Origin of the sequence: Lutibacter sp. A64, from assembly GCF_022429565.1 — a bacterium.
GTDB lineage: Bacteria > Bacteroidota > Bacteroidia > Flavobacteriales > Flavobacteriaceae > Lutibacter.
Genome location: NZ_CP092487.1, coordinates 2402549 through 2424776, shown reverse-complemented (window position 1 = coordinate 2424776; position 22228 = coordinate 2402549). Strand labels below are relative to the sequence as shown.

General features: G+C 28.4%; 22 protein-coding genes and 1 tRNA gene. 14 read left to right on the top strand and 9 right to left on the bottom strand.

The window, feature by feature from the left end; translation table 11 throughout:
* From MKD41_RS09815 to MKD41_RS09805, 3 genes are all read left to right on the top strand, one after another.
* A complete protein-coding gene (locus MKD41_RS09815) occupies window positions 1–987 on the top strand; it encodes a Kelch repeat-containing protein (RefSeq protein WP_240242117.1) in 987 nt (328 codons plus the stop codon).
* Window positions 988–1353: 366 nt separating this feature from the next.
* Complete coding sequence (locus MKD41_RS09810; protein ID WP_240242116.1) at window positions 1354–2355, top strand: sensor histidine kinase; 1002 nt, start codon at window positions 1354–1356, stop codon at window positions 2353–2355.
* A complete protein-coding gene (locus MKD41_RS09805) occupies window positions 2355–3074 on the top strand; it encodes a LytR/AlgR family response regulator transcription factor (protein ID WP_240242115.1) in 720 nt (239 codons plus the stop codon). The genes MKD41_RS09810 and MKD41_RS09805 overlap by 1 nt, the downstream gene beginning before the upstream one ends.
* Window positions 3075–3135: 61 nt before the next feature.
* On the opposite strand, the gene der is transcribed toward MKD41_RS09805, so the two are convergent.
* Complete coding sequence (gene der / locus MKD41_RS09800) at window positions 3136–4437, bottom strand: ribosome biogenesis GTPase Der (RefSeq protein WP_240242114.1); 1302 nt, start codon at window positions 4435–4437, stop codon at window positions 3136–3138.
* A 123-nt stretch (window positions 4438–4560) separates the two neighbouring features.
* Between der and MKD41_RS09795 the strand changes: the two genes are divergently transcribed.
* Window positions 4561–5067 (top strand): GTP-binding protein, encoded by a 507-nt coding sequence (locus tag MKD41_RS09795; protein WP_240242113.1) that lies wholly within the window; start codon window positions 4561–4563, stop codon window positions 5065–5067.
* Window positions 5068–5154: 87 nt separating this feature from the next.
* On the opposite strand, the gene MKD41_RS09790 is transcribed toward MKD41_RS09795, so the two are convergent.
* Window positions 5155–6042: a CPBP family intramembrane glutamic endopeptidase gene (locus MKD41_RS09790; RefSeq protein WP_240242112.1), complete on the bottom strand. Its 888-nt coding sequence runs from the start codon at window positions 6040–6042 to the stop codon at window positions 5155–5157.
* A 75-nt stretch (window positions 6043–6117) separates the two neighbouring features.
* Window positions 6118–6999: a GTPase Era gene (gene era / locus MKD41_RS09785; protein ID WP_240242111.1), complete on the bottom strand. Its 882-nt coding sequence runs from the start codon at window positions 6997–6999 to the stop codon at window positions 6118–6120.
* A 96-nt stretch (window positions 7000–7095) separates the two neighbouring features.
* On the opposite strand from era, the gene MKD41_RS09780 reads away from it, so the two are divergent.
* The 3 genes from MKD41_RS09780 (at window position 7096) to MKD41_RS09770 (ending at window position 9315) form a co-directional block, all read left to right on the top strand.
* Window positions 7096–7168 (top strand) — tRNA-Met (locus MKD41_RS09780).
* Window positions 7169–7410: 242 nt separating this feature from the next.
* Window positions 7411–8585 (top strand): IS3 family transposase gene (locus MKD41_RS09775; RefSeq protein ID WP_240241930.1). Its coding sequence is split into 2 segments (ribosomal slippage): window positions 7411–7660 and window positions 7660–8585, totalling 1176 coding nucleotides; the frame shifts between segments, so codons are not numbered across the junction.
* A 241-nt stretch (window positions 8586–8826) separates the two neighbouring features.
* Window positions 8827–9315 carry a JAB domain-containing protein gene (locus MKD41_RS09770; protein ID WP_371824260.1) on the top strand — a complete coding sequence of 163 codons (489 nt, stop codon included), beginning with the start codon at window positions 8827–8829 and terminating at the stop codon, window positions 9313–9315.
* 253 nt (window positions 9316–9568) lie between these two features.
* Here the strand turns inward: MKD41_RS09770 and MKD41_RS09765 are convergent, their stop codons facing one another.
* Window positions 9569–9802, bottom strand: a complete 234-nt coding sequence (locus tag MKD41_RS09765) for a helix-turn-helix domain-containing protein (protein WP_240242110.1) — start codon at window positions 9800–9802, stop codon at window positions 9569–9571.
* A gap of 94 nt (window positions 9803–9896) precedes the next feature.
* Between MKD41_RS09765 and MKD41_RS09760 the strand changes: the two genes are divergently transcribed.
* From MKD41_RS09760 to MKD41_RS09730, 7 genes are all read left to right on the top strand, one after another.
* Complete coding sequence (locus MKD41_RS09760; protein ID WP_240242109.1) at window positions 9897–10286, top strand: hypothetical protein; 390 nt, start codon at window positions 9897–9899, stop codon at window positions 10284–10286.
* A gap of 32 nt (window positions 10287–10318) precedes the next feature.
* Window positions 10319–10915 carry a hypothetical protein gene (locus tag MKD41_RS09755; protein ID WP_240242108.1) on the top strand — a complete coding sequence of 199 codons (597 nt, stop codon included), beginning with the start codon at window positions 10319–10321 and terminating at the stop codon, window positions 10913–10915.
* Window positions 10916–10930: 15 nt separating this feature from the next.
* Entirely contained in the window at window positions 10931–11284 is a 354-nt protein-coding gene (locus tag MKD41_RS09750) for a DUF3127 domain-containing protein (RefSeq protein ID WP_240242107.1), read from the top strand.
* Window positions 11285–11319: 35 nt separating this feature from the next.
* Window positions 11320–11679, top strand: a complete 360-nt coding sequence (locus MKD41_RS09745; protein WP_240242106.1) for a hypothetical protein — start codon at window positions 11320–11322, stop codon at window positions 11677–11679.
* A 24-nt stretch (window positions 11680–11703) separates the two neighbouring features.
* The gene (locus MKD41_RS09740) at window positions 11704–12219 is read left to right on the top strand and encodes a hypothetical protein (RefSeq protein ID WP_240242105.1); all 516 of its coding nucleotides are present in this window, start codon (window positions 11704–11706) and stop codon (window positions 12217–12219) included.
* 44 nt (window positions 12220–12263) lie between these two features.
* On the top strand, window positions 12264–12614 hold the full coding sequence (locus tag MKD41_RS09735) for a hypothetical protein (protein WP_240242104.1): 351 nt from the start codon (window positions 12264–12266) through the stop codon (window positions 12612–12614).
* A gap of 416 nt (window positions 12615–13030) precedes the next feature.
* Entirely contained in the window at window positions 13031–13300 is a 270-nt protein-coding gene (locus tag MKD41_RS09730; RefSeq protein ID WP_240242103.1) for an IS3 family transposase, read from the top strand.
* Between the two features lie 404 nt (window positions 13301–13704).
* Here MKD41_RS09730 and MKD41_RS09725 read toward each other — a convergent pair whose 3' ends face one another.
* The 5 genes from MKD41_RS09725 to MKD41_RS09705 all read right to left on the bottom strand — a co-directional run bounded on the left by MKD41_RS09725 (window position 13705) and on the right by MKD41_RS09705 (window position 22172).
* Window positions 13705–15558 carry a hypothetical protein gene (locus MKD41_RS09725; RefSeq protein ID WP_240242102.1) on the bottom strand — a complete coding sequence of 618 codons (1854 nt, stop codon included), beginning with the start codon at window positions 15556–15558 and terminating at the stop codon, window positions 13705–13707.
* Entirely contained in the window at window positions 15555–16334 is a 780-nt protein-coding gene (locus tag MKD41_RS09720) for an ion transporter (RefSeq protein WP_240242101.1), read from the bottom strand. Before MKD41_RS09720 ends, MKD41_RS09725 begins: the two co-directional genes overlap by 4 nt.
* A 359-nt stretch (window positions 16335–16693) precedes the next feature.
* Entirely contained in the window at window positions 16694–17599 is a 906-nt protein-coding gene (locus MKD41_RS09715) for a DUF1735 domain-containing protein (protein WP_240242100.1), read from the bottom strand.
* Window positions 17600–17619: 20 nt separating this feature from the next.
* Window positions 17620–19356, bottom strand: coding sequence for a RagB/SusD family nutrient uptake outer membrane protein (locus MKD41_RS09710; RefSeq protein WP_240242099.1), 1737 nt, complete (start codon window positions 19354–19356; stop codon window positions 17620–17622).
* A gap of 20 nt (window positions 19357–19376) precedes the next feature.
* Window positions 19377–22172 carry a SusC/RagA family TonB-linked outer membrane protein gene (locus MKD41_RS09705; protein WP_240242098.1) on the bottom strand — a complete coding sequence of 932 codons (2796 nt, stop codon included), beginning with the start codon at window positions 22170–22172 and terminating at the stop codon, window positions 19377–19379.
* Between the last annotated feature and the right edge of the window lie 56 nt (window positions 22173–22228).

The following is a 22228-nucleotide window of genomic DNA, read 5'->3' as shown; positions in this document are numbered from 1 at the left end:
ATGATTTCAAAAAAAATGTATTTAAAATGTTTAACAATTTTAATTGCCGTAATAAGTATTTCTTGTTCATCAGACGATGATACAGAGTATGGTAACTGGGTTGAAAGTTCATCATTTGATGGAGACGCAAGAGGTAATTCTGTTTCATTTGTAATAGGTGATAAAGGATATATAGTAACAGGATATGATGGAGATGATTATTTAAGTGATCTTTGGGAATATAATAAAAATGGAGATTATTGGGTGAGATTAGCTGATTTTCCTGGTGTTGCAAGAAGTGGAGCCGTTGGTTTTGAATTAAATGGAAAAGGTTATATAGGTACTGGTTACGATGGAGAGGATAAACTAAATGATTTTTGGTGTTACGACCCATCTACAGATACTTGGGAGCAAAAAGCAGATTTTATTGGTACAGCTAGATATGGTGCTGTTGGGTTTTCTGTAGGTAACAAAGGTTATATTGGTACTGGATACGACGGAAGTGAGTTAAAAGATTTTTATGAATATGATGATGCTACTGATAGCTGGGCACAAGCTGTTGGTTTTGGTGGTGATAAAAGAAAAGATGCATTGGTTTTTGTTATTAACGACAATGCTTACTTAGCTTCAGGTTTAAGAAATGGAGCTTATGAAAACGACTTTTATATGTTTGATGGTTCTTCTAAAACTTGGACAAGATTAACAGATTTAGATGATGATGATTCAGATTATAGTGTGTTGCTTTCAAGTGGGGTTTCATTTACATTAGATGGTTTAGGATATATTGCAACTGGTGAATCTTCAGGTATTTCTAAAAATTTATGGGTATATGATCCAGCAACAGATACTTGGGATGAAGATCCAGATTTTGAAGGAACTGCTAGACAAGATGCTGTTTCGTTTAGCTTTTCAGACAAAGCGTTTGTATTAATGGGAAGAAGTGGTAGTTATTATTTTGATGACAATTGGGAATACAGACCTTTAGAAGAAGTTGACGAAGACGATTAAAACATAGGGTTGATTTTAGGAAGAAGAGCTGTCTAAAAAATATTGAAAATCGTTATGCTGAACTTGTTTTAGCATCTCATAAAACTAGTGATTAATTAGTTTTGAGAATTTGAAAGCGCAGATTTCTATTTCATATTGTAAAATATAAAATAGGCGAGTAAGCGAGTTTAAATAGATGTTTTCTCATTTTTTAGATAGCTTCTTTATTTTTATTAAAAACAAGTTTTAAATTTTTAACATCTTATTACAATTAAAAAAACGATTAAAGCTACTATTAAAATTAAATTTGTACCTTAAACTTAAATAATTCTATTGAAAATTTATTTTAAAAATATAAACCCAATTATTATCCACACACTATGCTGGATGCTTGTTGTTTTAATAAGTATGTTGGCTTTTTATAATAGATTTCAAGCCTTTCCTTTAGAATATCAATTTTATGTGAGAACATTATTAGATATTTTAATATTCTATTTAAATTATAGCATACTAGTACCAAGACTATTGCTGAATAAAAAAATTCTGTTATACGTAGTTGTATCAATTTCATTTATTTTTCTGCTAAGTTATTTAAAAGATGTATTACTTCCTCCAAGAGATATAAATCCAGAAATGGTTGCTAATCAAATGGATTTTAGATCACTAGATAAACGACCTTTAAGACCTAATAGAAATATTTTTATGGGTGTTCAAATTTTATATGGAGTGCTTTTATTTGCCGTAGGAGCAAGTATGAAATTGGTTTCAGAATGGTATAAAAATGAAAAACAGAAAGCCTTAATAGAAACTCAAAAAATAAATACAGAACTTTCTTTTTTAAAAGCTCAAATAAACCCTCATTTTTTGTTTAATTCATTAAACAGTATTTATTCATTAGCTAATAAAAAATCAGATTTTACTACAGACGCAATTATAACATTATCTGAATTAATGCGGTATATGTTATATGAAACGGATAAAGAATATGTATCTTTAAAAAAAGAGGTAGAATATATAAAAAATTACATAGCACTTCAAAATCTTCGATTAAAAGACTCTAGCGGTGTTCGTTTTAATGCTAGAGGTAATTTAGACCATTATATAGAGCCATTATTGCTAATTTCATTTATTGAAAATGCTTTTAAATATGGAACAGATTATACAGGTAAAACTAATATAAATATTCAAATTTCTATTGAAGGGCAAGAGTTAACGTTAAGTAGTAAAAATTATATTTCTGTAAACGAAAAAAATAAAGATAATTCTGGTATTGGATTACAAAACATTAAAAGTAGGCTAAACTTATTATATCCTAAAACACATTCTTTAAAAATTACAGCTTCAGAAAAAATATATAGTGTAGAATTAGTACTAAATTTAAAAAGATAATGAATTGTTTAATTATAGATGATGAACCCTTAGCGGTAGAATTGTTAGAAGATTTTGTATCAAAAGTTCCTTTTTTAAAGTTAGCTGCTACTTGTTCTAATGGTATTGAAGCAATTTCAATAGTTAAAGGTAATAATATAGATTTAATTTTTACTGATATTGAAATGCCCGATTTTTCTGGAATAGAATTTATAAAAGCCTTAGATGTAAAGCCGTTATTTATTTTTACAACTGCATATTCGCATTATGCTATTGAAGGTTTTAATTTAAATGCGGTAGATTATTTAGTAAAACCAATTCCATTCCACAGGTTTTTAACAGCGGTAAATAGAGCTCAAGAGGTGTTTTTAATGAAGAGCAAGGAAGAAAGAGTAGTAGTGCCTCAAACAACAACTTTAGTAGAGCCGAGTAATTTTATTTTTGTAAAAGCCGATTATGAAAATATAAAACTAAACTTAGATGATATAAAATATATTGAAGGTTTAAAAGATTATATTAAAATTTATTCTAATTCACATAAGCCAATTTTAACCTTAAGTAGTTTTAAAAAAATTGAAGAAAAATTACCTGTAAATTTATTTGTTAGAGTACATAGATCATATATAGTTTCATTAAAATATATACATTCTGTACAACGAAATAGAATTTTAATTGACGAGGTTAGAATACCAATTGGTAATAATTATAAAGACGATTTTATAAAAAGAATTGGAGGCTAATTTATAAGTAATACAGCCTCTGTTGGCATTTTCTACCAATAATTTAACACTTAAACAATTGTTACTTCTGTCTAAAATAAATTATAATTGGCACACCTTTAAAATCGTATAATTCGCGTAATTTATTTTCAATAAAACGTTTGTAAGGTTCTCTAATGTATTGTGGTAAATTACAGAAAAACACAAATTGTGGTGTTGGTGTAGGTAATTGCATACAATACTTAATTTTTACAAACTTACCTTTATAAGCTGGTGGCGAATATTGTTTTACAATTTCTAACATAGTATCGTTAAGTTTACTAGTAGGAATTCGTTTTTTTCTATTCTCAAAAACTTCAACAGCAGATTCAATAGCTTTAAAAATACGTTGTTTTGTTAAGGTGCTAATAAATATAATTGGAACATCTGTAAACGGAGCAATTTCTTTTCTTACTTGCGCTTCAAAATCGCGCATTGTGTTGGTTTCTTTTTCAATAAGATCCCATTTGTTTACTAAAATTATAATTCCTTTTTTATTTTTTTCAGCTAGCCAAAAAATATTTTCATCTTGTCCTTCAAAACCACGTGTTGCATCTAAAACTAAAATTGCAACATCGCAATGTTCTATGGCTCTAACGGCTCTCATTACCGTATAAAACTCTAAATCTTCTTTTACTTTAGATTTTTTTCTAATTCCAGCAGTATCAACTAAGTTAAAATCGAAACCAAAACGGTTGTATTTTGTGTCTATAGAATCTCTTGTAGTACCAGCAATGTCTGTAACTACAAATCTATCTTGCCCAATTAACGCGTTTATAAATGATGATTTTCCTGCATTTGGACGGCCTACAACGGCAAATCTTGGCAATTCTTCTTCATCTTCAGGAGCGTCTTCTAGTTTTTCAGCCAAAGCATCTAATAGTTCACCAGTACCACTTCCGTTTATAGAAGAAATTGTAAAATAATCTCCTAAACCAAGGTTGTAAAATTCAAAAGCATCGGTTTCTCTCATGGCATTATCAACTTTGTTAACAGCCATTAATATTGGTTTTTTTACTTTGCGTAAAATTTTGGCAACCTCACTATCCATTGGGGTAATTCCTTGTTCTACGTCAACAACAAAAACAATTATGTCAGCTTCTTCAATAGCTAGTTGTACTTGTTTTCTAATTTCTTCTTCAAAAATATCATCAGAACCCACAGCATAACCACCGGTATCAATTACAGAAAATTCTTTTCCGTTCCAGTCGCTTTTTCCGTAATGTCTATCACGTGTTACACCACTTACAGAATCTACAATAGCTTCTCTACGTTGTACTAAACGATTAAATAAAGTTGATTTTCCAACATTAGGTCTTCCTACAATGGCTACAATATTGCTCATAAAATTCGTATTGAAATTTTTTGCAAAACTAAGCAATTTAAATTTGAAATTTAAAGTATTATGAATTCAAAATTAGACATTTAATTAATTTTACTATATTTCAAATCTCAACCAACCAAACATATGGAAGTACAAATAAATAGCGAGATTCATTTACGCCCTAGATTTAAAATGAATTTTACTGAAAGTCAGGATGTTTTAATTTCAAGATTTAAGAAGCGATTAAATGATAAAGACTGTAAATATTGTAGTAAAATTGTTGATGGACATATAATAATTGATGTGCCTATTAACGAAAATCATTTTTGGTCGCCACAATTAAATATTGAAATTGAAAAAGACGATTCAGAAAAGACTATTGTAAAAGGTTTATTTGGTCCAAAACCACAACTTTGGACCTTTTTTATGTTTTTTCATTTTGCTATGGCAGTTGCTTTTATTGGTTTTTCTATAATGACGTATGTTCAATGGACTTTAAAAGAAGATTATATTATTGCATTAATAATAGTACTTGCATTACCTGTTTTATGGGTTGTAATGTATGTTTTAGGAAGAATTGGAAGGAGAAAAGGACATAAACAAATGGATGAATTGTACAAGTTTATGATGAGCACCTTAGAGAGTGATTAGTTGTAAAGTTGCAAAATCACAAAGTTGTAAAGTCTCAAAGTCTACTCTAAAACAAATTAACTTTTTAATAAATTAGAAATATAAAGATTATTTGAAATGTTTTTTTAATTCATTTAAAATAAGGGTTTCTACATTATTAATGTCTGTTTTATTAATAAAGCGAATATTTATTCTATTTGAATTTTTAAGCAATGTTGTATCTGTGGCGTTTAATACTGTGGCAACTTCTTTAACTGTTGAATTATTTACAATAATAGAGTCTATTTTAGCACCTGTTTTATAGGTTTCTAATGCTACGGGCTTGTTTAAGCCTAGTTCTAATTTAGTTATTTCAAGTGAATAATCTACAGTGGTTGTTTTTGTAAGTGATGTTATATTTAAAAATAATATAGCAACAGAAAAAAGAATTAAATTGTAGAGCCCGTGCATTAAAACTCCCCAAAAAAAACCAAGTTTAAGTCTAATATAACCTAATGTTAAACCGCCAATAAGTTGAGGTAAAATAATTAATGGAGCTAAAATATAAAAGAGTGTATTGGTGTTACTATAATTAGTAAGATGCGTTAAGGCAAATAATATTGCAGCTAAGTAGAATATTTTTTTAAAATGTTTATCCCAAAATAATTTTGCTTTATTATTTGTAAATGCGTCAAAAAATTGAAATACAAAATTGCGTTTGTAGTTTAAAAATAAGCGAAATATGAATTCTTCAATTAACGGCACAATTAAAGCAGCTATAATTATAATATAAAATGCTGCTTTATTAGAAAAGAGGTCTTCAAGTGGATCAGATTTTAATTCAAACAAATGTAAATCTATAAGACTTGTTATTCCAGAAGCAATAATTACCAATATAAAATCTAACAATAATATAGAAAATAAGAGGTTCCATTTTTCTTTTAGATAAAGTGTTTCGTTGAATTTTTCTTTTGGATTTTTTAAGAACTTAAAAAAGTTTATTGCAATTGTCTCCATAGAAGCCTAAGCATTGTTTTGAAATAAAATTTTAGCCAATTTAAACTTAAAAGGTAAGATTAAAATAAGTTTTTTCTACTCATTATACCCAAAGCGTTTTAATTGTCGTTTATCGCTTCTCCAGTTTTTATTAACTTTTACATATAATTCTAGATGGATTTTCTTTCCAAAAAATTGCTCTAAATCTTTTCTAGCTTCAGTTCCAACACGTTTTAAAGCAGAGCCTTTATGGCCAATAATAATTCCTTTTTGCGTTTCGCGTTCTACCATAATTACAGAACGTATTTTAATAATTTTATCACTTTCAAAAAACTCTTCGGTTTCTACTTCAACAGCATACGGAATTTCTTTTTTATAGTGTAGTAATATTTTTTCGCGAATAGCTTCGTTGATAAAAAAGCGTTCGGGCTTATCTGTTAATTGATCTTTTGGGTAAAAAGCAGGAGATTCAGGTAATAATTCAACAATTCTGTTAAATACGCCTTCTACATTAAATTTTTCTAAAGCAGAAATTAAAGTTACTTCTGCATTTGGTACTTTTTCTTTCCAGTATAATAATTTTTCTTCAACTTGTTCTTGTGAAGAAGTATCTATTTTATTGATTAATAAAAGTACAGGTATTTTAGAGTTTGTTATTTTGTTAAAAAAAGCTTCATCTTTCAATTCTTTTTCACCAATTTCAACCATATAAATTAAAACATCGGCATCTTCAAAGGCAGATTTTACAAAATCCATCATAGATTCTTGTAATTCGTAAGCTGGTTTTATAATTCCTGGCGTATCAGAAAAAAGGATTTGAAAATCGTCACCATTAACAATTCCAAGTATTCTATGTCTAGTTGTTTGTGCTTTTGAGGTGATTATAGATAGTTTTTCACCCACAAGTGCATTCATTAACGTTGATTTTCCAACATTTGGATTTCCTATAATATTTACAAAACCGGCTTTATGCTTCATTTTCAGTGTTTAAGTTGCAAAGGTAAAACTAAATTAGTTTTTAATTATAAAATGTGTTTGTTTTTTTAAAAAAAGATGTATCTTTGCAGTCCAAATCGCGGGGTAGAGCAGTAGGTAGCTCGTCGGGCTCATAACCCGAAGGTCGCTGGTTCGAGTCCAGTCCCCGCTACTTGATTATCAAGCAGTTATATGAAAATATAGCTGCTTTTTTAATTATGGGTACAGAATAGGTACAGAATTTAACTATTTTCGTGTTAGCCTTAAAACTTGATGTTAATTCTATCTATTTGTGCTTAACCTCTATGAATTTTCAGTTTGGATACTATATTTTGATAGGTTGCAAATTTAATTTTGGAATACCTACATTTATAGTTACAGTTAAAACGGCTCATAAATTAATATATTTGAATTATGAGTAAAACAAAAAGGTACGACAAGGAATTTAAGATTATGTTAGTAGAATTAATGCTCTCAGGTCAGAGTGCAGAAGATTTGGGGAAAGAATATGGTGTCCATTCTGCAAGTATACGCAGTTGGAAAAGATCCTATTTATCAAACCGAGAATCTTTTACAGGTTCAGGAACTCCGAGCTTAACACCAGAAGAAAAAGAGATTCGAGAATTGAAAAGGCGTCTTAGAGATGCTGAGATGGAGAGGGATATCTTAAAAAAGGCGGTGAGCATCTTCTCCAAGAACGACAGGTAAAGTACAGGTTTATAAATAAACACAGTACCAACTATCCTGTTGAGAAGATGTGTAAACTTTTAAAAATTAGTAGAAATTCTTATTATCAATGGCTAAGAAATAGTAGTATTATCAGAGTCTCTAAAACAAGAATACTTAAAGCGAAAATTTATCAAATATGGAAAACAAATCGTAAAGTATATGGTAGTTATAAAATCACTAAAACCTTAGCTAGAGCGGGATATCATTATCATCCATCGTATATTTCAAGACTTATGCAGCAAATGGGAATTAGAAGCCAATCTAAAAGAAAATATGTAGTTACAACGAATTCTAATCATAATTATAACATCAGTCCTAATATATTGAATAGGAATTTCAACATAAAAGAACTTGGTAAGGTTTGGGTTTCTGATATTACCTACATTCGATGTAAAGACAAATGGATTTATTTAACTACTATGATAGATTTAGCTGATAGAAAGATTGTTGGATGGTCTTTAAGCAATGATATGACTGTAGAAAATACAGTTTATAAAGCCTGGGCAAGAGCTAGAAAAAACAGACCCATTTCAGATGATTTTATTTTTCATTCTGATAGAGGGGTTCAATATGCGTCAGGTAAAATGACTGCTATTTTTAGGCATAATAAAAAGATAAATCAAAGTATGAGTAGAAAAGGTAATTGTTGGGATAATGCAGTAGCTGAATCATTTTTTAAAACAATTAAATGCGAATTAATTTACAGAAGATCATTCAAAACCTTTATCCAGGCATATAGTCAAATAGATAGTTATATTCATTGGTATAATACTAAAAGAATACATCAGTCTTTAGACTATTTAACTCCTCTAGAAATGGAAATAATATTAAAAAATATCAAAACTAAACGAGCCGCTTAAAAATGTAATCTTTTTTGTAGGAATATCACGTGTAGAAAGTGAACCTTATGAGTACACTGTAAAAGAAACAGGAGAAGTAATTATACTGTCACATAGGTATGCTTACAATCCTAATGAAGTTGCAACTCCTAGTAAACAGGAATCAGCAATTCAACAGCTTTTAGGTTCAGAACATAAGTTTTTTGAAAATGGGGTATTAGAAAATGAAATGTCTATCTAAAAGTTTAAAATCCTTCCAGAATTGTTTAGTCACTGTATAGGTGGTGGAACAAAACAGGAAGGATTTATTTTTATTATGAGAGTTTCAGAAATTAAAGTTTCCTATTCCAGTAATAATTCAGAGCAAGTTAAAATTGTAAGTAGTGAAACTGCTTATGAGGTTGTTCTTGAACATTGGGATAAGGATATAATTGAATTTCAAGAGGAAATAAAAGTACTCTTGTTGAACAGAGCTAATATGGTTCTAGGTATTTATAACCTTTCAAAAGGTGGAGTATCAGGTAGTATTTTAGATGTTAAGATTGTACTAAGTGTTGCTTTAAAGTGTAATGCATCAAGCATTATAATAGTACATAATCACCCTAGTGGGAATTTAACAGCTAGTACATCAGATATGTCTATTACAAGTAAGCTAAAAGAAGCTTGTAAGACACTAGATTTATCTTTACTAGACCATCTAATCATTTCAAAGGATAGTTTCTACAGTATGAATGATAATGGACTTATATAGACCTTACAACTTGGTTTTACTGCTATATAGTATGTGTACCAAAGTGTAAGGTTTTTTTAAGTTTATGTAAGTGCAAAGGTGACACTATTAACCTTTACTTATTTATTTTCTAGAAGTAAAAAATATCTGTGATATTATATTATAGCCAAATTGTGTTAATCACATAAGTAAATAAGTAGTTGGTTTTTATAGATACAGTAGATATTCTATAGAAATAGGTTTAAGGGGCTTATACATCAGAATTGACTAATAGCTAAATTGTAGTTTCTGTATCAACAATTTCAGAAAGTGAAACTTCAAGAGCTTGGCTGATTCTGTAGAGAGTAAAAAGTGTTGGATTGGTTCTGCCAGATTCTATTCTAGAAATATTAGTAGTATCTATCTTACCTTCAACTTTACCAACTAGGTCTACTTGAGATAAGCCTTTACTTAATCTAATTTCTTGTATCCTTTTACCAATAAGTTTTAATAATTCTGACTTTTCCAAACTTTACATATATGAAAAGTCAAAAGAAGTGTTTAACTTTGAAGGGGTTAATGCCATTTAAGGCATTTTTATAAATTTTAAAATACAAAAAACTATGGAATTGATAATAATTATAATCTTACTTATAGTGGTTTACATTATAGTTGAGAGAATTGTTGAAAACAACTATTTAATAGAAAATCCATTTGGGACTAAATTTAAGGTTCTTGTTGATGAATTGGGGATTCAACTATTTAAGAATACTGAATTTAGGTTATTAAAAAAATCAAATAGACATTATATTTTAGTAAGAAATAACTCTCCAGAGCTATATTATTATATTGAAATCTTTTATAGAAAAACTTCAGTTTATCTGAATTTTAATGATACATTCCTTTTAGGGGGGACAGATACATTTTCAGAGAAATATATAAATATTCCTGCTAAAATATCAGAAGAGCAACAATTAAAAATGGCTAAGGATTTTATTTCTAAGGCTTTTTAAAGTAAACAAGTTTAATAATTAATTCATAAGATATGAACATTTTTAGTTTAGTAATAATTATAGTAGGTTTTTTAGCAGTTGGAACTTACAGGAGTTCAATGGTTAGGGCTGAAAGAGAATTTGATAATATTGAAGCTTATAATACTTTATTTTTTACAATTTGGAGTTTTATATGTGGAGTATTAATACCATTAATAGTTTTGTTTAATGAGGTTAAATGGTATTTAGCAATACTCTACTTTGTATTAGGTGTCATTTTTATTGTTAATGTGATTCCTAATATTATTATTAACTTACAAAGAAAAAATAGTGGTTTAATACCTTTAGCTTTAAATATTACTACTACCTTACTTTTTCTATACTATATTTTTTCAAGTGGTTATTCAAATGGAGAAAATTGTGCTACAGTAGAATATTACAACCCAGATACAGAGAAACACTCTACATACACATTGAAAGTAAATGTAAAAGATAATAGAGTTACAGATATTTATTGGGATAATGGAGGTAAACTTAATGAGAAACATTATAAAGAATATGCATATTTAGATGATGGAATAGCATCTTTTATAGATGATAGAGGCAGAGAATTTATTGTTTATCTAAAAGATATGGAATGGTGTGAGTAATTAAATTTTAAAACTATGGAAAAACAAATAATAGGAACAATAAAAAAAATAGATGATACTAAAACATTTGGAGCAAATGGTTTTAGAAAAAGAGAACTAGTTGTTATTACTAATGAGCAGTACGCACAATTACTACTAATAGAATTCATACAGGATAAGTGTGATTTGTTAGATGCATATGAAGTAGGTCAAGAAATAAAAATATCCATAAACCTTAAAGGTAGAGAGTGGGTTAATCCTGAAGGTGAAGCTAAATACTTTAATTCAATTCAAGGATGGGCTATTGAAAAAATAGGTGAAGATATTGTAGAACCTATTGAAGTAGGAAATACTTTTATTGAAAATGAACCAGATGATTTACCTTTTTAGTATAAAAATAAAACATTAAACTTATAAAAATAATTATGATTAAACTTTTTAAATTACCAAAAACCTTAGCAATAATACCTCTTCTTTTGTTAACTAGTTGTTCAGAAGTTGGTTTGTTAAGTGAAAAAAACTCGTGGATTGTTAATGATATTAGCAGTATAGAAGATTTTTTTAAAGTATATGTAGTCTTGCAAGTTTCTATTATTATTGTAGGTGTAATATTGAGTCTTTTACTAAGTAAATTGGGTAGTATAATTAGTCTAATTATTCATTTTATTTGGATTGTTTATGAAAGGGATTATGGTTTTTTAAATGTGCTATTACTTTTTGGTCTTTTCACAATTGTCTCATTTTTAATAAGAATGATAAAAGGAGCTATTAAACCTGTTACTTAGAATAATAATTCTGTTAGATTTCTAATGCCATACATATCTTACATACAAGAACTTCTTAATTTAGATTCCACACTCAATATTAACCACATACATTGGTGGTTAATAAAGTATGAAGATGACTATAGGAAAGCTATTGGTTTAACTGAATGTAGAAAGTGGAAAAGATTCTTAATGACAGGAGAGGAGCCCTTTCCTTGTGCTTGTCCAACTAGAGTGGAAGACTGTATTTTTATAGAGCTGTATTTTAAGCTTGATAGGGTTTTAAAATTAATGCTTGATGATGAAATGTATGAAGAAGTTTTAATTCCTTATGAGGGCATTAAACACAATAAAAAGGCTGTATTTGAGTGGGTAAAAGCTAATGAACAGCTGGGAAAACATCTGTACTTTGATGGTACAATACAAGTAACAACACAGAAAGAACCTTATAAAAAAATAGACATAAGGATAGATAAATCAGAATGTGAAAACCTACATAAATTTATAGAGGTTTTTAAAACAAATTATTATTCATTAGAGTACAATGAATATTATAACTAACCACTTCAATACAGGTGGTTTTTTTATACTTAAAACCCAATGATATGGAAAATACAAAACTACCTTTCCAAATAGGAGAGCAGTATGAAAATTGGGAGTTTGAATTGGAGATACTACCAGATAGAATTAATGGGTATGACAGCTATAAATACATAGGAAATGAGTTTAAGTTTTTTCTGAATTATTTACCAGATGAAACTGAACTTATTTTTAATCTAGACATACTTGAATGTGTGCTGTTTGTTTTTAAAAATAGAGATAAACAATTTTATAAAAAAGTAAAACTAGACTTAAAAACTAACTATGATATTTTTTGTAAAATTAAAGGAGATAAAGTGTTTATAGCCTATGGGAATATAGGTTTAATACAAGGTTCATTTAACATATTCTTTTAGTATAGGTTTACTTGAAGGCATACTTTTAGGCATACCTACAAATTTGAGATAGTGTAAAGTGTTGATATAGAATAACCTAAAAGTTTAGGTTCGAGTCCAGTCCCCGCTACTAGTAAACACTAGGCTTCTGAGAAATCAGAAGCTTTTTTTGTTTCAATGGGTACAGAATAGGTACAGAATAATAAATTTGTGTAAATCACAACCCTACTTCCTTGTAAGGAGAGTTGCTTTAAAAAATAGCATCATTGAAATCGCAGTTATAACTTTAGCCGATGGTACTGTTTCTGTTTTTAAATACTTATATATAGCTGTATTTAACTCACTATTTAACTAGTTAAGGGGTACATCAATTTAATGCGCCACCTATTGTTTTTAAGATTACTGCACGAACCAATGATTTCCCATTATCTAACAGCATGGCTGAAAGTACTCATAGCATTTATAAAACAGAATTTTTAAGAGGTGAAGTGTCGAGAACAATTAAAAATCATCTCGGGAGCTTACAAAATTTTGTTCATTATTATAATTATCAAAGATATCCTACTGATTTATATGGATTAACAACTATAGAAGTTATTCAAGGTAAAATTCCTGATAAAGATTACTTTAAAAATCAAATTATTGAAGCCAAAATTAACAGAGTTACGACTAATAAAGCATTTAATAAATGTGCTTTTATTAGGTGAATTCTTCCGTATAATTACCAAAAACACGTTTTTTATAATGTTTTGTAGTTTTGAAAACTGATTTTAAACAGTAAAATATTTTACCCAACTCCAATTTTTAAACTGCAACTTAATTTTAACCAAATTTTTTCTATTTAATTAAAAATTGAAGCATTTTCTTTGTTTATAATAAAAGCGCAAACATTTTCGATGTTTTGTTGCAGATTATAATAGATGTTGCTCGGAAGTGTCTATTTTATAATACTACTTTATTTAAATATTATCGCATCAATTAAAATAGTGCTTAAGATTTTTTACTTTTAGTTTGTGTTTTATTTAAGTTCTTTTTAATTGACTGTAATTATATTATCAAGAAGCCAATTAAAATTGATAGAGTCAATTGTTTTAGAATTTTTTCTCACCAACTACCTTTTATTTATAGCTTTAATTATTCTATCTTCCTTAATTAAAACATCTTTCATTAAAAGTTGATATGGAAATTGTTTATGCTTTGAATTTTTAAAAGCTTCAAGTATTCTTAATAGAGAAGAAGCTGTTATTAATGATAAATTTAACTCAAAATCAACATCACAATCGTTTACAAACTCATCACTGAAATCTGGTGCAACTAATAATGATTTCACAACATTATGTCCGTTTCCAGTTGCTAAATCAATGTATGATTTCATTTGTCGTGTCACTGAACTAAATTTATTGTAACCGCTTTCCTTAACAGTTTTACACTCAATAATTATTAATCCATTGTCTCCTAAATTTAAAACAAGGTCAATTTTATTCTTTTTAGTATTAAGTTTCTTTTTTAAATCTTCATCAACATTAAATCCAAGTTTTTCAAATATTGTTTTTGTAATGTCTTCGAATTTTATTCCTAATTCTGCTTCTTTTAAGCTTATTCCGTTATCTTTTAATGCGTTTAAGTTTCTAAACCCTATATTTTCATAATTTTCGATAAATAAATTATCTGCATCTTTATAACCATCGAGGATGTTTAAAATAGGATTTCCTCGTTTTTTTAAGTTGTATTTTTCACAAAAAACAAGAAGTTCTTTTTTCTCTATTATATCGAGTATATCTCTAGGTTTAATATTGAAATCTAATAAATATTCACTTTTTAATACAAATTCATCTTGCATTTCAAATTCTGCTCGAATAATCTTATTAAGACTAGGGAAAGTCTCGTTTAGATCAGAAAGTAATTGGCTATACCCGTCTATTGAAATTCCAACTTTTTCATCTTTTTCAATTTCATCGAAGTATGCAATTAAATTACTTATTTTTTCATCTATAGTAGTCCCTTTTAAATTACCTGAGATTTCAAATCCTTTACTCCAAACTTCATTGACAAATTTTTTCTTATCAGTTAATGAAGTTCCTTCTTTATGAAGCTCATTTGAGAGTAATTTTGAAAATGAAATACCTTCGTTGATAATATTTTTAATTTTTTCATTAAGAGGTAATTTAATATCTATGTTGTGATTTCTACAGACAAGATTAATTTGAGGCTCTCTTAATTGTTTTAAAAATCTGCGATAAAATTTGTCTGCAACTTGTTTTTTACGAATTTTTCTTAAAACCCTAACAATTTCGTCAGCGACATAAACTTGTCTATTTTTTTTGGAGTAAAAAATTAAACCTACCGATTTTAAGTCGCTGATAACTTGCTCAATTTGTAATTTAGTAGGAGGGATAACAATGTAATTTATTAACTTAATTTCTTCTTGTGATAGCTCAAGTTCATTTGATAAAGTTAATAAAATAGATAATTCATCATTTGTTATTTTTGTATCTCTATTACAAACATTATCATTAAAATATGCTGTATTTACACAGGCTTTATAAACTAAATAATCACGTTTTCTTTGAATGTCAATATCTGATTTATCATTATTAAGTTTTTTAATTAATTCAGTTGTTTTCTTTTTAATGCCTTTAATTTCTTTTTCGTAGAGATTTGTAAACCAATCTTCTTTAATAAGATTATGTCCATCTCTGATAATAATATCGATTAGAATATCAAGTTGAGAAGTTGTATTCACAAATTCTTGTTTTATTACTTCTGTAAATTCATTAGTAATTAGGTTAAATACTTTAGCAATATTTATATTATCAATAGTTTTTAAGTTATTGTTATTGTCTGATAGTATTTTATCAATTTCTTTGTAATTACTCGGATGATTTGAAATTATATTATCAATGATTTTTAGGAATGAGTTCTTTTCAAGTGAGTTTACATTATCTAATATTTTTTCTAATTTCATAGTCTTTTGTTTTTATAAAGTAAATTATCAATTTTTTTTTCTAATAAATCAATTTTAATTTCAAGTGTATCGTTATTATCACTAACCATAGCATCTACAAAAATTGAATTAACAAGAGATAAACCAAAGATACCTCCCGAGATTACAACAAAAATAAAATACAAATATGTAAAAAAGGATGTTGTAGGTGTTAAGTTATGGGTTATTAAGTCTGGAATTTCGTACCACCCTTCAACTGTAAAAATTTTGAACGTAGTATAAAGAGAATTTAACGGGTTTCCAAAATGTTCAGGTGAAACTCCTTTAAAAAGATAGAAGGATAAGATGCTAATTATGAATATGTAAATTATAAATCCAATAAAAACGAAAATAGATGCTTTTAAAGCTCTGTTAATACCTTTTATTAAATGTTCTATTCCTGGGATAAATTTTAAAAATCTAAATGATTTAAAAATTCTCATAACTCTAAATACAAGTAAGAAACTTAAATTTGTAATTTCTAAATTTCCAATAAAGGCAATTAATGAAGGAATTGATAATGCAATTAAAATAAAATCAAATTTTCTCCAATTAGAATTAAAATAACCTTTTATTCCAAATTCTTTAAATTTTACGATTAACTCGGTAATGAAAAGAACTGTTATTAGATTATCTGTTAAGGTTAGTGTAAACCTATTGTCTAAAGACATTTCAAACCCACTTAGAAATATTGTTACGGCATTTATAAGAATTAATAGAAGTATAAATTTATCGTTTAGAAACAGTTTTGTTGTCATCCTATATTTTCTTCTTTTTTATAGATTTGTTAGAATTATTGTAACCTAATTAGTACATGATATAGTATTTTTTTTACCAATTATTAACATTTGTTTTTTATTCATTTAGTATTCAAATTAGAGACTTTTCTTGCTCTAAAGTGTATTATGTTATTTTTTAGGTTCGTCTGAATATTTACATATTAATCCACCAAGATTTAAGTTCTCTATTTTTATAGAGTATATAATTACTCGAAAAATACAATAATTAAATATTTTAATGTTACGGATTTCCGTAGAGGTAAGTTGTTTTTATTAAACTAAAAAAGCCTCTCATATATTGTTTATGAGAGGCTTTCTGTATTTTAGGTTTTGTAATTTTATAAATCGTACTGATTTACTCCATCTACAATTCTGTTTCTAAATTCAAGAATATCATTAGCTTTATAACTAACGCCATTAAATTCGAAAGAATAGTTTAGTTTAACCTCACGTGTTTCTGGATTATAAGATGACCCACCGTCGTCTATAACAGGAACACCACCTTCTGCTGTGCTTATGCTTATTGAGTTGTCATCGGCTATAGTAATATATAGCTTTTTATCAGCTCCTCTTAAGTCCGTGAGACCGTCATAAGACAAAGTATTTGGAGAAACCATAGTTAATTCTAAGGCATCTGTAATTTCACCTGGATATTCAATAGTTTCTTGTGTTGTTCCATCATTTTTTACAAATTGTCCTTTTTGAACGTAGTTACCATATAATTGATTGATATAGGTAAAGGTAATCATGGATGTTTTGTAATCTGTTAAAATAGAATCTGCTTTTACTACATTTTCTAATTCAAACCCTAAAGCATAATTATTTCCAAGAGATAATGCGTCATTAAGAAAGCTAATAGAATCTGCTTTAACATAAACAAACCCTTGAGTTTTACCTGATGGAATAATTATTTTATTATTTGCAGGGTTTCCTTCACTATCTACAAGGCTATAATAATTTGAAGGTAAAACAGTGCGACCTTGATCTGTTACAAGTGCATCATTTAACGAAAATGTTACTTCTACATTTTCAGAATTAGAAAGTCTTCCACCTAGTACAACGCCAACTCCAATTTGCATTCCTTCACCCATTATAAAAGTACGGTCAATTGTTGGTTTTGGTAAGTAAACTGAAGTAAATTCAAATTCGTCTTCAACAAAATCATCATAACACGATACAATACTAAGTCCAATTATAACCAATACCAATAATTTGGAAATAGATTTTAATTTGTTATTTTTCATAATCTTTATGTTTAATTTTTTTACCATCCTTGGTTTTGTTTCAAATTTGTGTTTATAATTAGTTCATCATAAGGTAAAGGTAAATAATAGTTTTTATTTCCATAACCTCTTGCTTCCACTTGTATATTGTCATAAGAAAAAGTTTCATCTTCGTTTTTAGTGATTTTAACACCATTAACGTTTTCTATATTTACAATATCTTTCCATCTTCTTAAATCGTGAAATCTTTCACCTGTAAAACATAATTCTAAACGTCTTTCATTTTTTATTAAATTTTCAAAAAGATTTGCATCAGCGGCAGCTTCATCTAAATATGGATCTGATGTAAAACCAGCTCTTTTTCTAATCTCAGCGATAACTTCTTTTGCAGAATAATTTAAACCTGGAGGAGCAGTTTCTGCTTGTCCGTATGCATTATAAACAGCTTCAGCATAACTTAAGTAAATATCTGTTAAACCTAATTGAACATACACTTTTGGTAGTGTAGTTGTAGCATTAACTGCTGATGGGTCAAAATTTAGGTTGTTTAAATATTTCTTTAAATAATACCCTGTTCTTGTACCTTCGTTAGGAATAAACCCTCCAAAATTATCTAAACCTCCTTCAAACATTTCTAAAGCATTGTAATTTGTACAATTTTCAGATTGAAAGCATTGGTCTCCGTTATAAAATATAAATTTATAAAATCTACTATCTCTAGAGCTATAAGGTGTTGCTGGGTCATATAAACTTGAAGCATTGCTTATAGGGTATCCGTTTGAATCTGGAAATGCATCTACCAAGTTTTGTGAAGGATTTACTTCCCCTTGTCCGTATAAAGTTGGAGGATATAAGCGTTTTTCTAGTGAATTGTTATTTCTAGAATTACGCATTCTCCAAATTTGGTCTGGGTTGTCTTCTCTACTATTGTTAAAAGGTTGTAAAGATTTTAAACCACCATTTTGTTCAATTACTTCATGTGCATATTCCGCTGCTAATACCCATTTAGAGTTATCATTTGATGGGTTAAAAGCAGGACTTGCAGCAAATAGGGCTACTTTAGCTTTTAAAGCATAAGCAGCTAAACCACTTGCTCTACCTGTTTCAAGGTCGCTATATCCAGGGTTGTCATTTTCACTTCCTGAATATATAAGTGGAAGATTTTCAATAGCAACATCTAAATCTGCCATAATTTGGTCTACACATTCATCATAAGTATTTCTACTTAATGTAGCATATTCTTCATTTTCTAAAGTTCCATTTACAATTGGAAAACCAAGCATAGTTCCATCTGCAGATGGTCCACCATATATTTTTAACAATTCCCATTCGGCCCAAGCTTTTAAGAAATGTGCTTCTCCATAATATCTAGCAACAATTTTATCGCTAAAAGGTTCGCTTGCTTCAGATGGTAAATAAGGTAATCCTGCGTCATGAACCAAATCTATATATTGATAAATTTGTCTAATATTATTATAAGATTGTTGCCAAACATAATTGTAAGGGTGACTTTCAGCTGCTCCCCAATTGTTATTTGCATAATTTGTTTCTGAAGAATTTAAAACCCCATTATCTGTTAGGTACTCAACTGAAAAATCAGTAAAATATCTAAAAGAGTAATCCGTGTAAATATCTTCAATAATACCTCTAGATCGTAATCCAGAGGTTATAACTTCTTCTTCTGATGTGTATTGAAGTGTATCTTCTAAAAAATCATTACATCCTGTAATGCAAAGCATTATTGTAATAATTATTAATATGTTTTTAGTTAATTTCATTTTTTTTATGTTTTAACTTATTAAAAATTAATAGTAGTACCTAAAGAGAAAGTTTTCATCATAGGGTATTCAGAAAAACCAGCACTTGGGTCTTCTGGATCTAAATCTTTCATTTTACTAAATACTGCCAAATTACTACCTCTTAAAAATATTTTTACGTTAGATAATGGAGTGTTCGAGATTAATGTTTCTGGCATTGCATACCCTAATTCTAAGTTTGCAATTTTAAAAAAGCTTCTATCTAATATCCAATAATCAGAGTTTTTGTAATTATTAATACTAGTTAAAGTACTTAATCTTGGGTTTGCATTTCCATTAGGTAAATCATTATTTACACTTCCATAATAGTTGCCTAAACCGCTATGTTTGTAGTATGAATATGAGTTTAAATTAATATCATATCCTGCAACACCCATACCTGCAATATCTAGATTGAAATTTTGGTATTCAAATCCAACACTAATACCATAATTATATCTTGGAGTGCTGTTACCAATAGCTTTTTGATCTCTAGTATCAATTATATTATCACCGTTTAGGTCAACATATTTAATATCTCCAATTTGTACGTCTCCAAATTGAGGTAGTGCATTACCAATATTTTCTGCTGTAAAAAGTCCATCACTTACATAACCTGTAATTAGATCTTGGGCTTTACCTTCTTTTAATCTGTATTGGTCTGGATATTGAACTTCAGCTATTTTTTGTCCTATAGATTTATAGTGTCCAACATTTGCACTTATATAATACTTTAAAGCATTTGTGTTGTTGTTAAAAGTTACACTAGAGTTAAAGCCTTTATTTCTACTTTGTTTGTAGTTTAGCTGAGGTAAATACACGTCATTTCCTAAGGCACTTGCATAAAGTTGACTTGCTTTTACAACTTGATTGTTAACTTCAATATCAAAGTAATTAAAATCTAATCGTAATTTTTTAAGCAGTTGTAATTCTATACCAGCAAATAATTGATTGTATTCAACCCAATCAATAGCTTCATTACCTGTTGTACTTAATCTATATCCTAGCTCATCTTGTGATGGGTTTCCTGTTGTACCAAGAAAAGTAGTACCATTGTTTCTACCACCACTCCAAGTATCTAAATATAAAAGAGTTTCAAAACCATATTCGGTTCCTACTATACCATATGATGTTCTAAGTTTTAAGTAATCTATTACATCATTATCTTTTAAAAAGTCTTCATTTGATGCTACCCAAGCTGCACCAACAGTAGGGTAATATTTAGTTTTATTTTCATCAAGAAATCTTGAACTACTACTAGAGTTTAGATTGGCATATAAAATATATTTATCTTTTAGAGCGTACGCACCATTTAAGTTTAATGTTATGTTACGTTTATCTGTTTGACTAGAATTAGTATTTGGTTGATAATATAAAAGGTGATTTAAATTTAAATTTAAGACACTTTCATCAAATTTTTTGATGTAGCTAAAATTACCTCCATAAGCAAAATCTCTTTGAATTGCACCTCCTGTTCTTCCAACAGATAGGTCTAAATATTTATTTGTTTTTACTTTTAAAGCTAAAGAATCTTGCCCTGTAATATCTTGAAAGTTCTCTAGGGTGTATAAAGCAGGAGTATTATTAGTAACTAAAGAGTGTGCATTATAAGTTTTCATCATAATGTATGTACTATAGGAAAGGCCTTCAATAAATTTTCCAAAATCGAAATCCATACCCAAATCAAAAATCATATTAGAAGTATAATCTGTTCTTGTTCCTCCATTTTCTAATTCTGATAATAAATTAGTTTTATATTGATTATTAACAACATAAGCAGAGTCTCCAACCTTTAAAGGGAAAGCATTTGCTGGTGTGTTTGTTATCCAACTAAATGTATCGTTAGGTCCAATTACAGGTCTGTCGTTAAGTCCAAATCTACCATAAACACTAGCATGAGCTTTTAAAATATCATTAATTTTTGTATTAATTTTAGTTCTAAAAGTAATGTTTCGACCATCAATTGCTCCAATTTTTTCTAATCCTTTCCAGTCTGAATAACCTAGAAAAGCACTGTATGTAAGTTCTTCTTTTCCACCGTATAAGTTAAGAGATAAATAATTAGACGGAGTAAAGTCTTCTAAAAATGTTTCTTGAGAATCTATATTTGGAAAATTAATTGGGTCTGAACCATTTCTGTATGCTTCAATAGCTTCTGGGCTATATATATTAGCTAATCCATCATTATTTGCCGCTTGGTTTACTACAGTTGCATACTCTGCAGCCGATAATAAATTAGGCAAGTGTGAAGGTGTGTTATAAGAATTTTGATAATTAACTTCAATTACTGGTTTACTAGGTTTATTACCTTTTGTTATTACGTAAATAAGTCCATTATCACCTAAATTTCCTAACAAAGAGTTAAAAGTAGCATCGTTAAGTACTATTACTTCCTCTATATCTCTTAAATCAACTTGTAAACCTCTAGGTTGACCATCGATTAATACGTTAGGAGTACCACCATTTAGGGTATATGAATACCCACCATTTCCTGGGGTGTTACTAGTTCTAATAATTCTTAATCCAGGTACTTTTCCTCTTAATGAGTTCATTAAATTATCACCACCTGATTTTCTTAATTCATCACCAGAAATTCTAAAGATAGCACCAGTTGTTTGCGTAATGTTAAAAACTCCAAATGGTGTTTTTAGAAATTCATCATTATTTGTTATTTGTTGCGAATCTTCTTGTGCTGCTACACTTTTTAATGGAGTATTTTGAGCTACACCAATATTAATAGCGAGAACATTAAATACGCAGAAAACAAAACCTTTTAATTTTTTTATGGTTATTTTCATTTGTTTTATTTTATAGTTTTAAGTTAGATGTTTTAGATATAGTCTTTAAAAAAGAT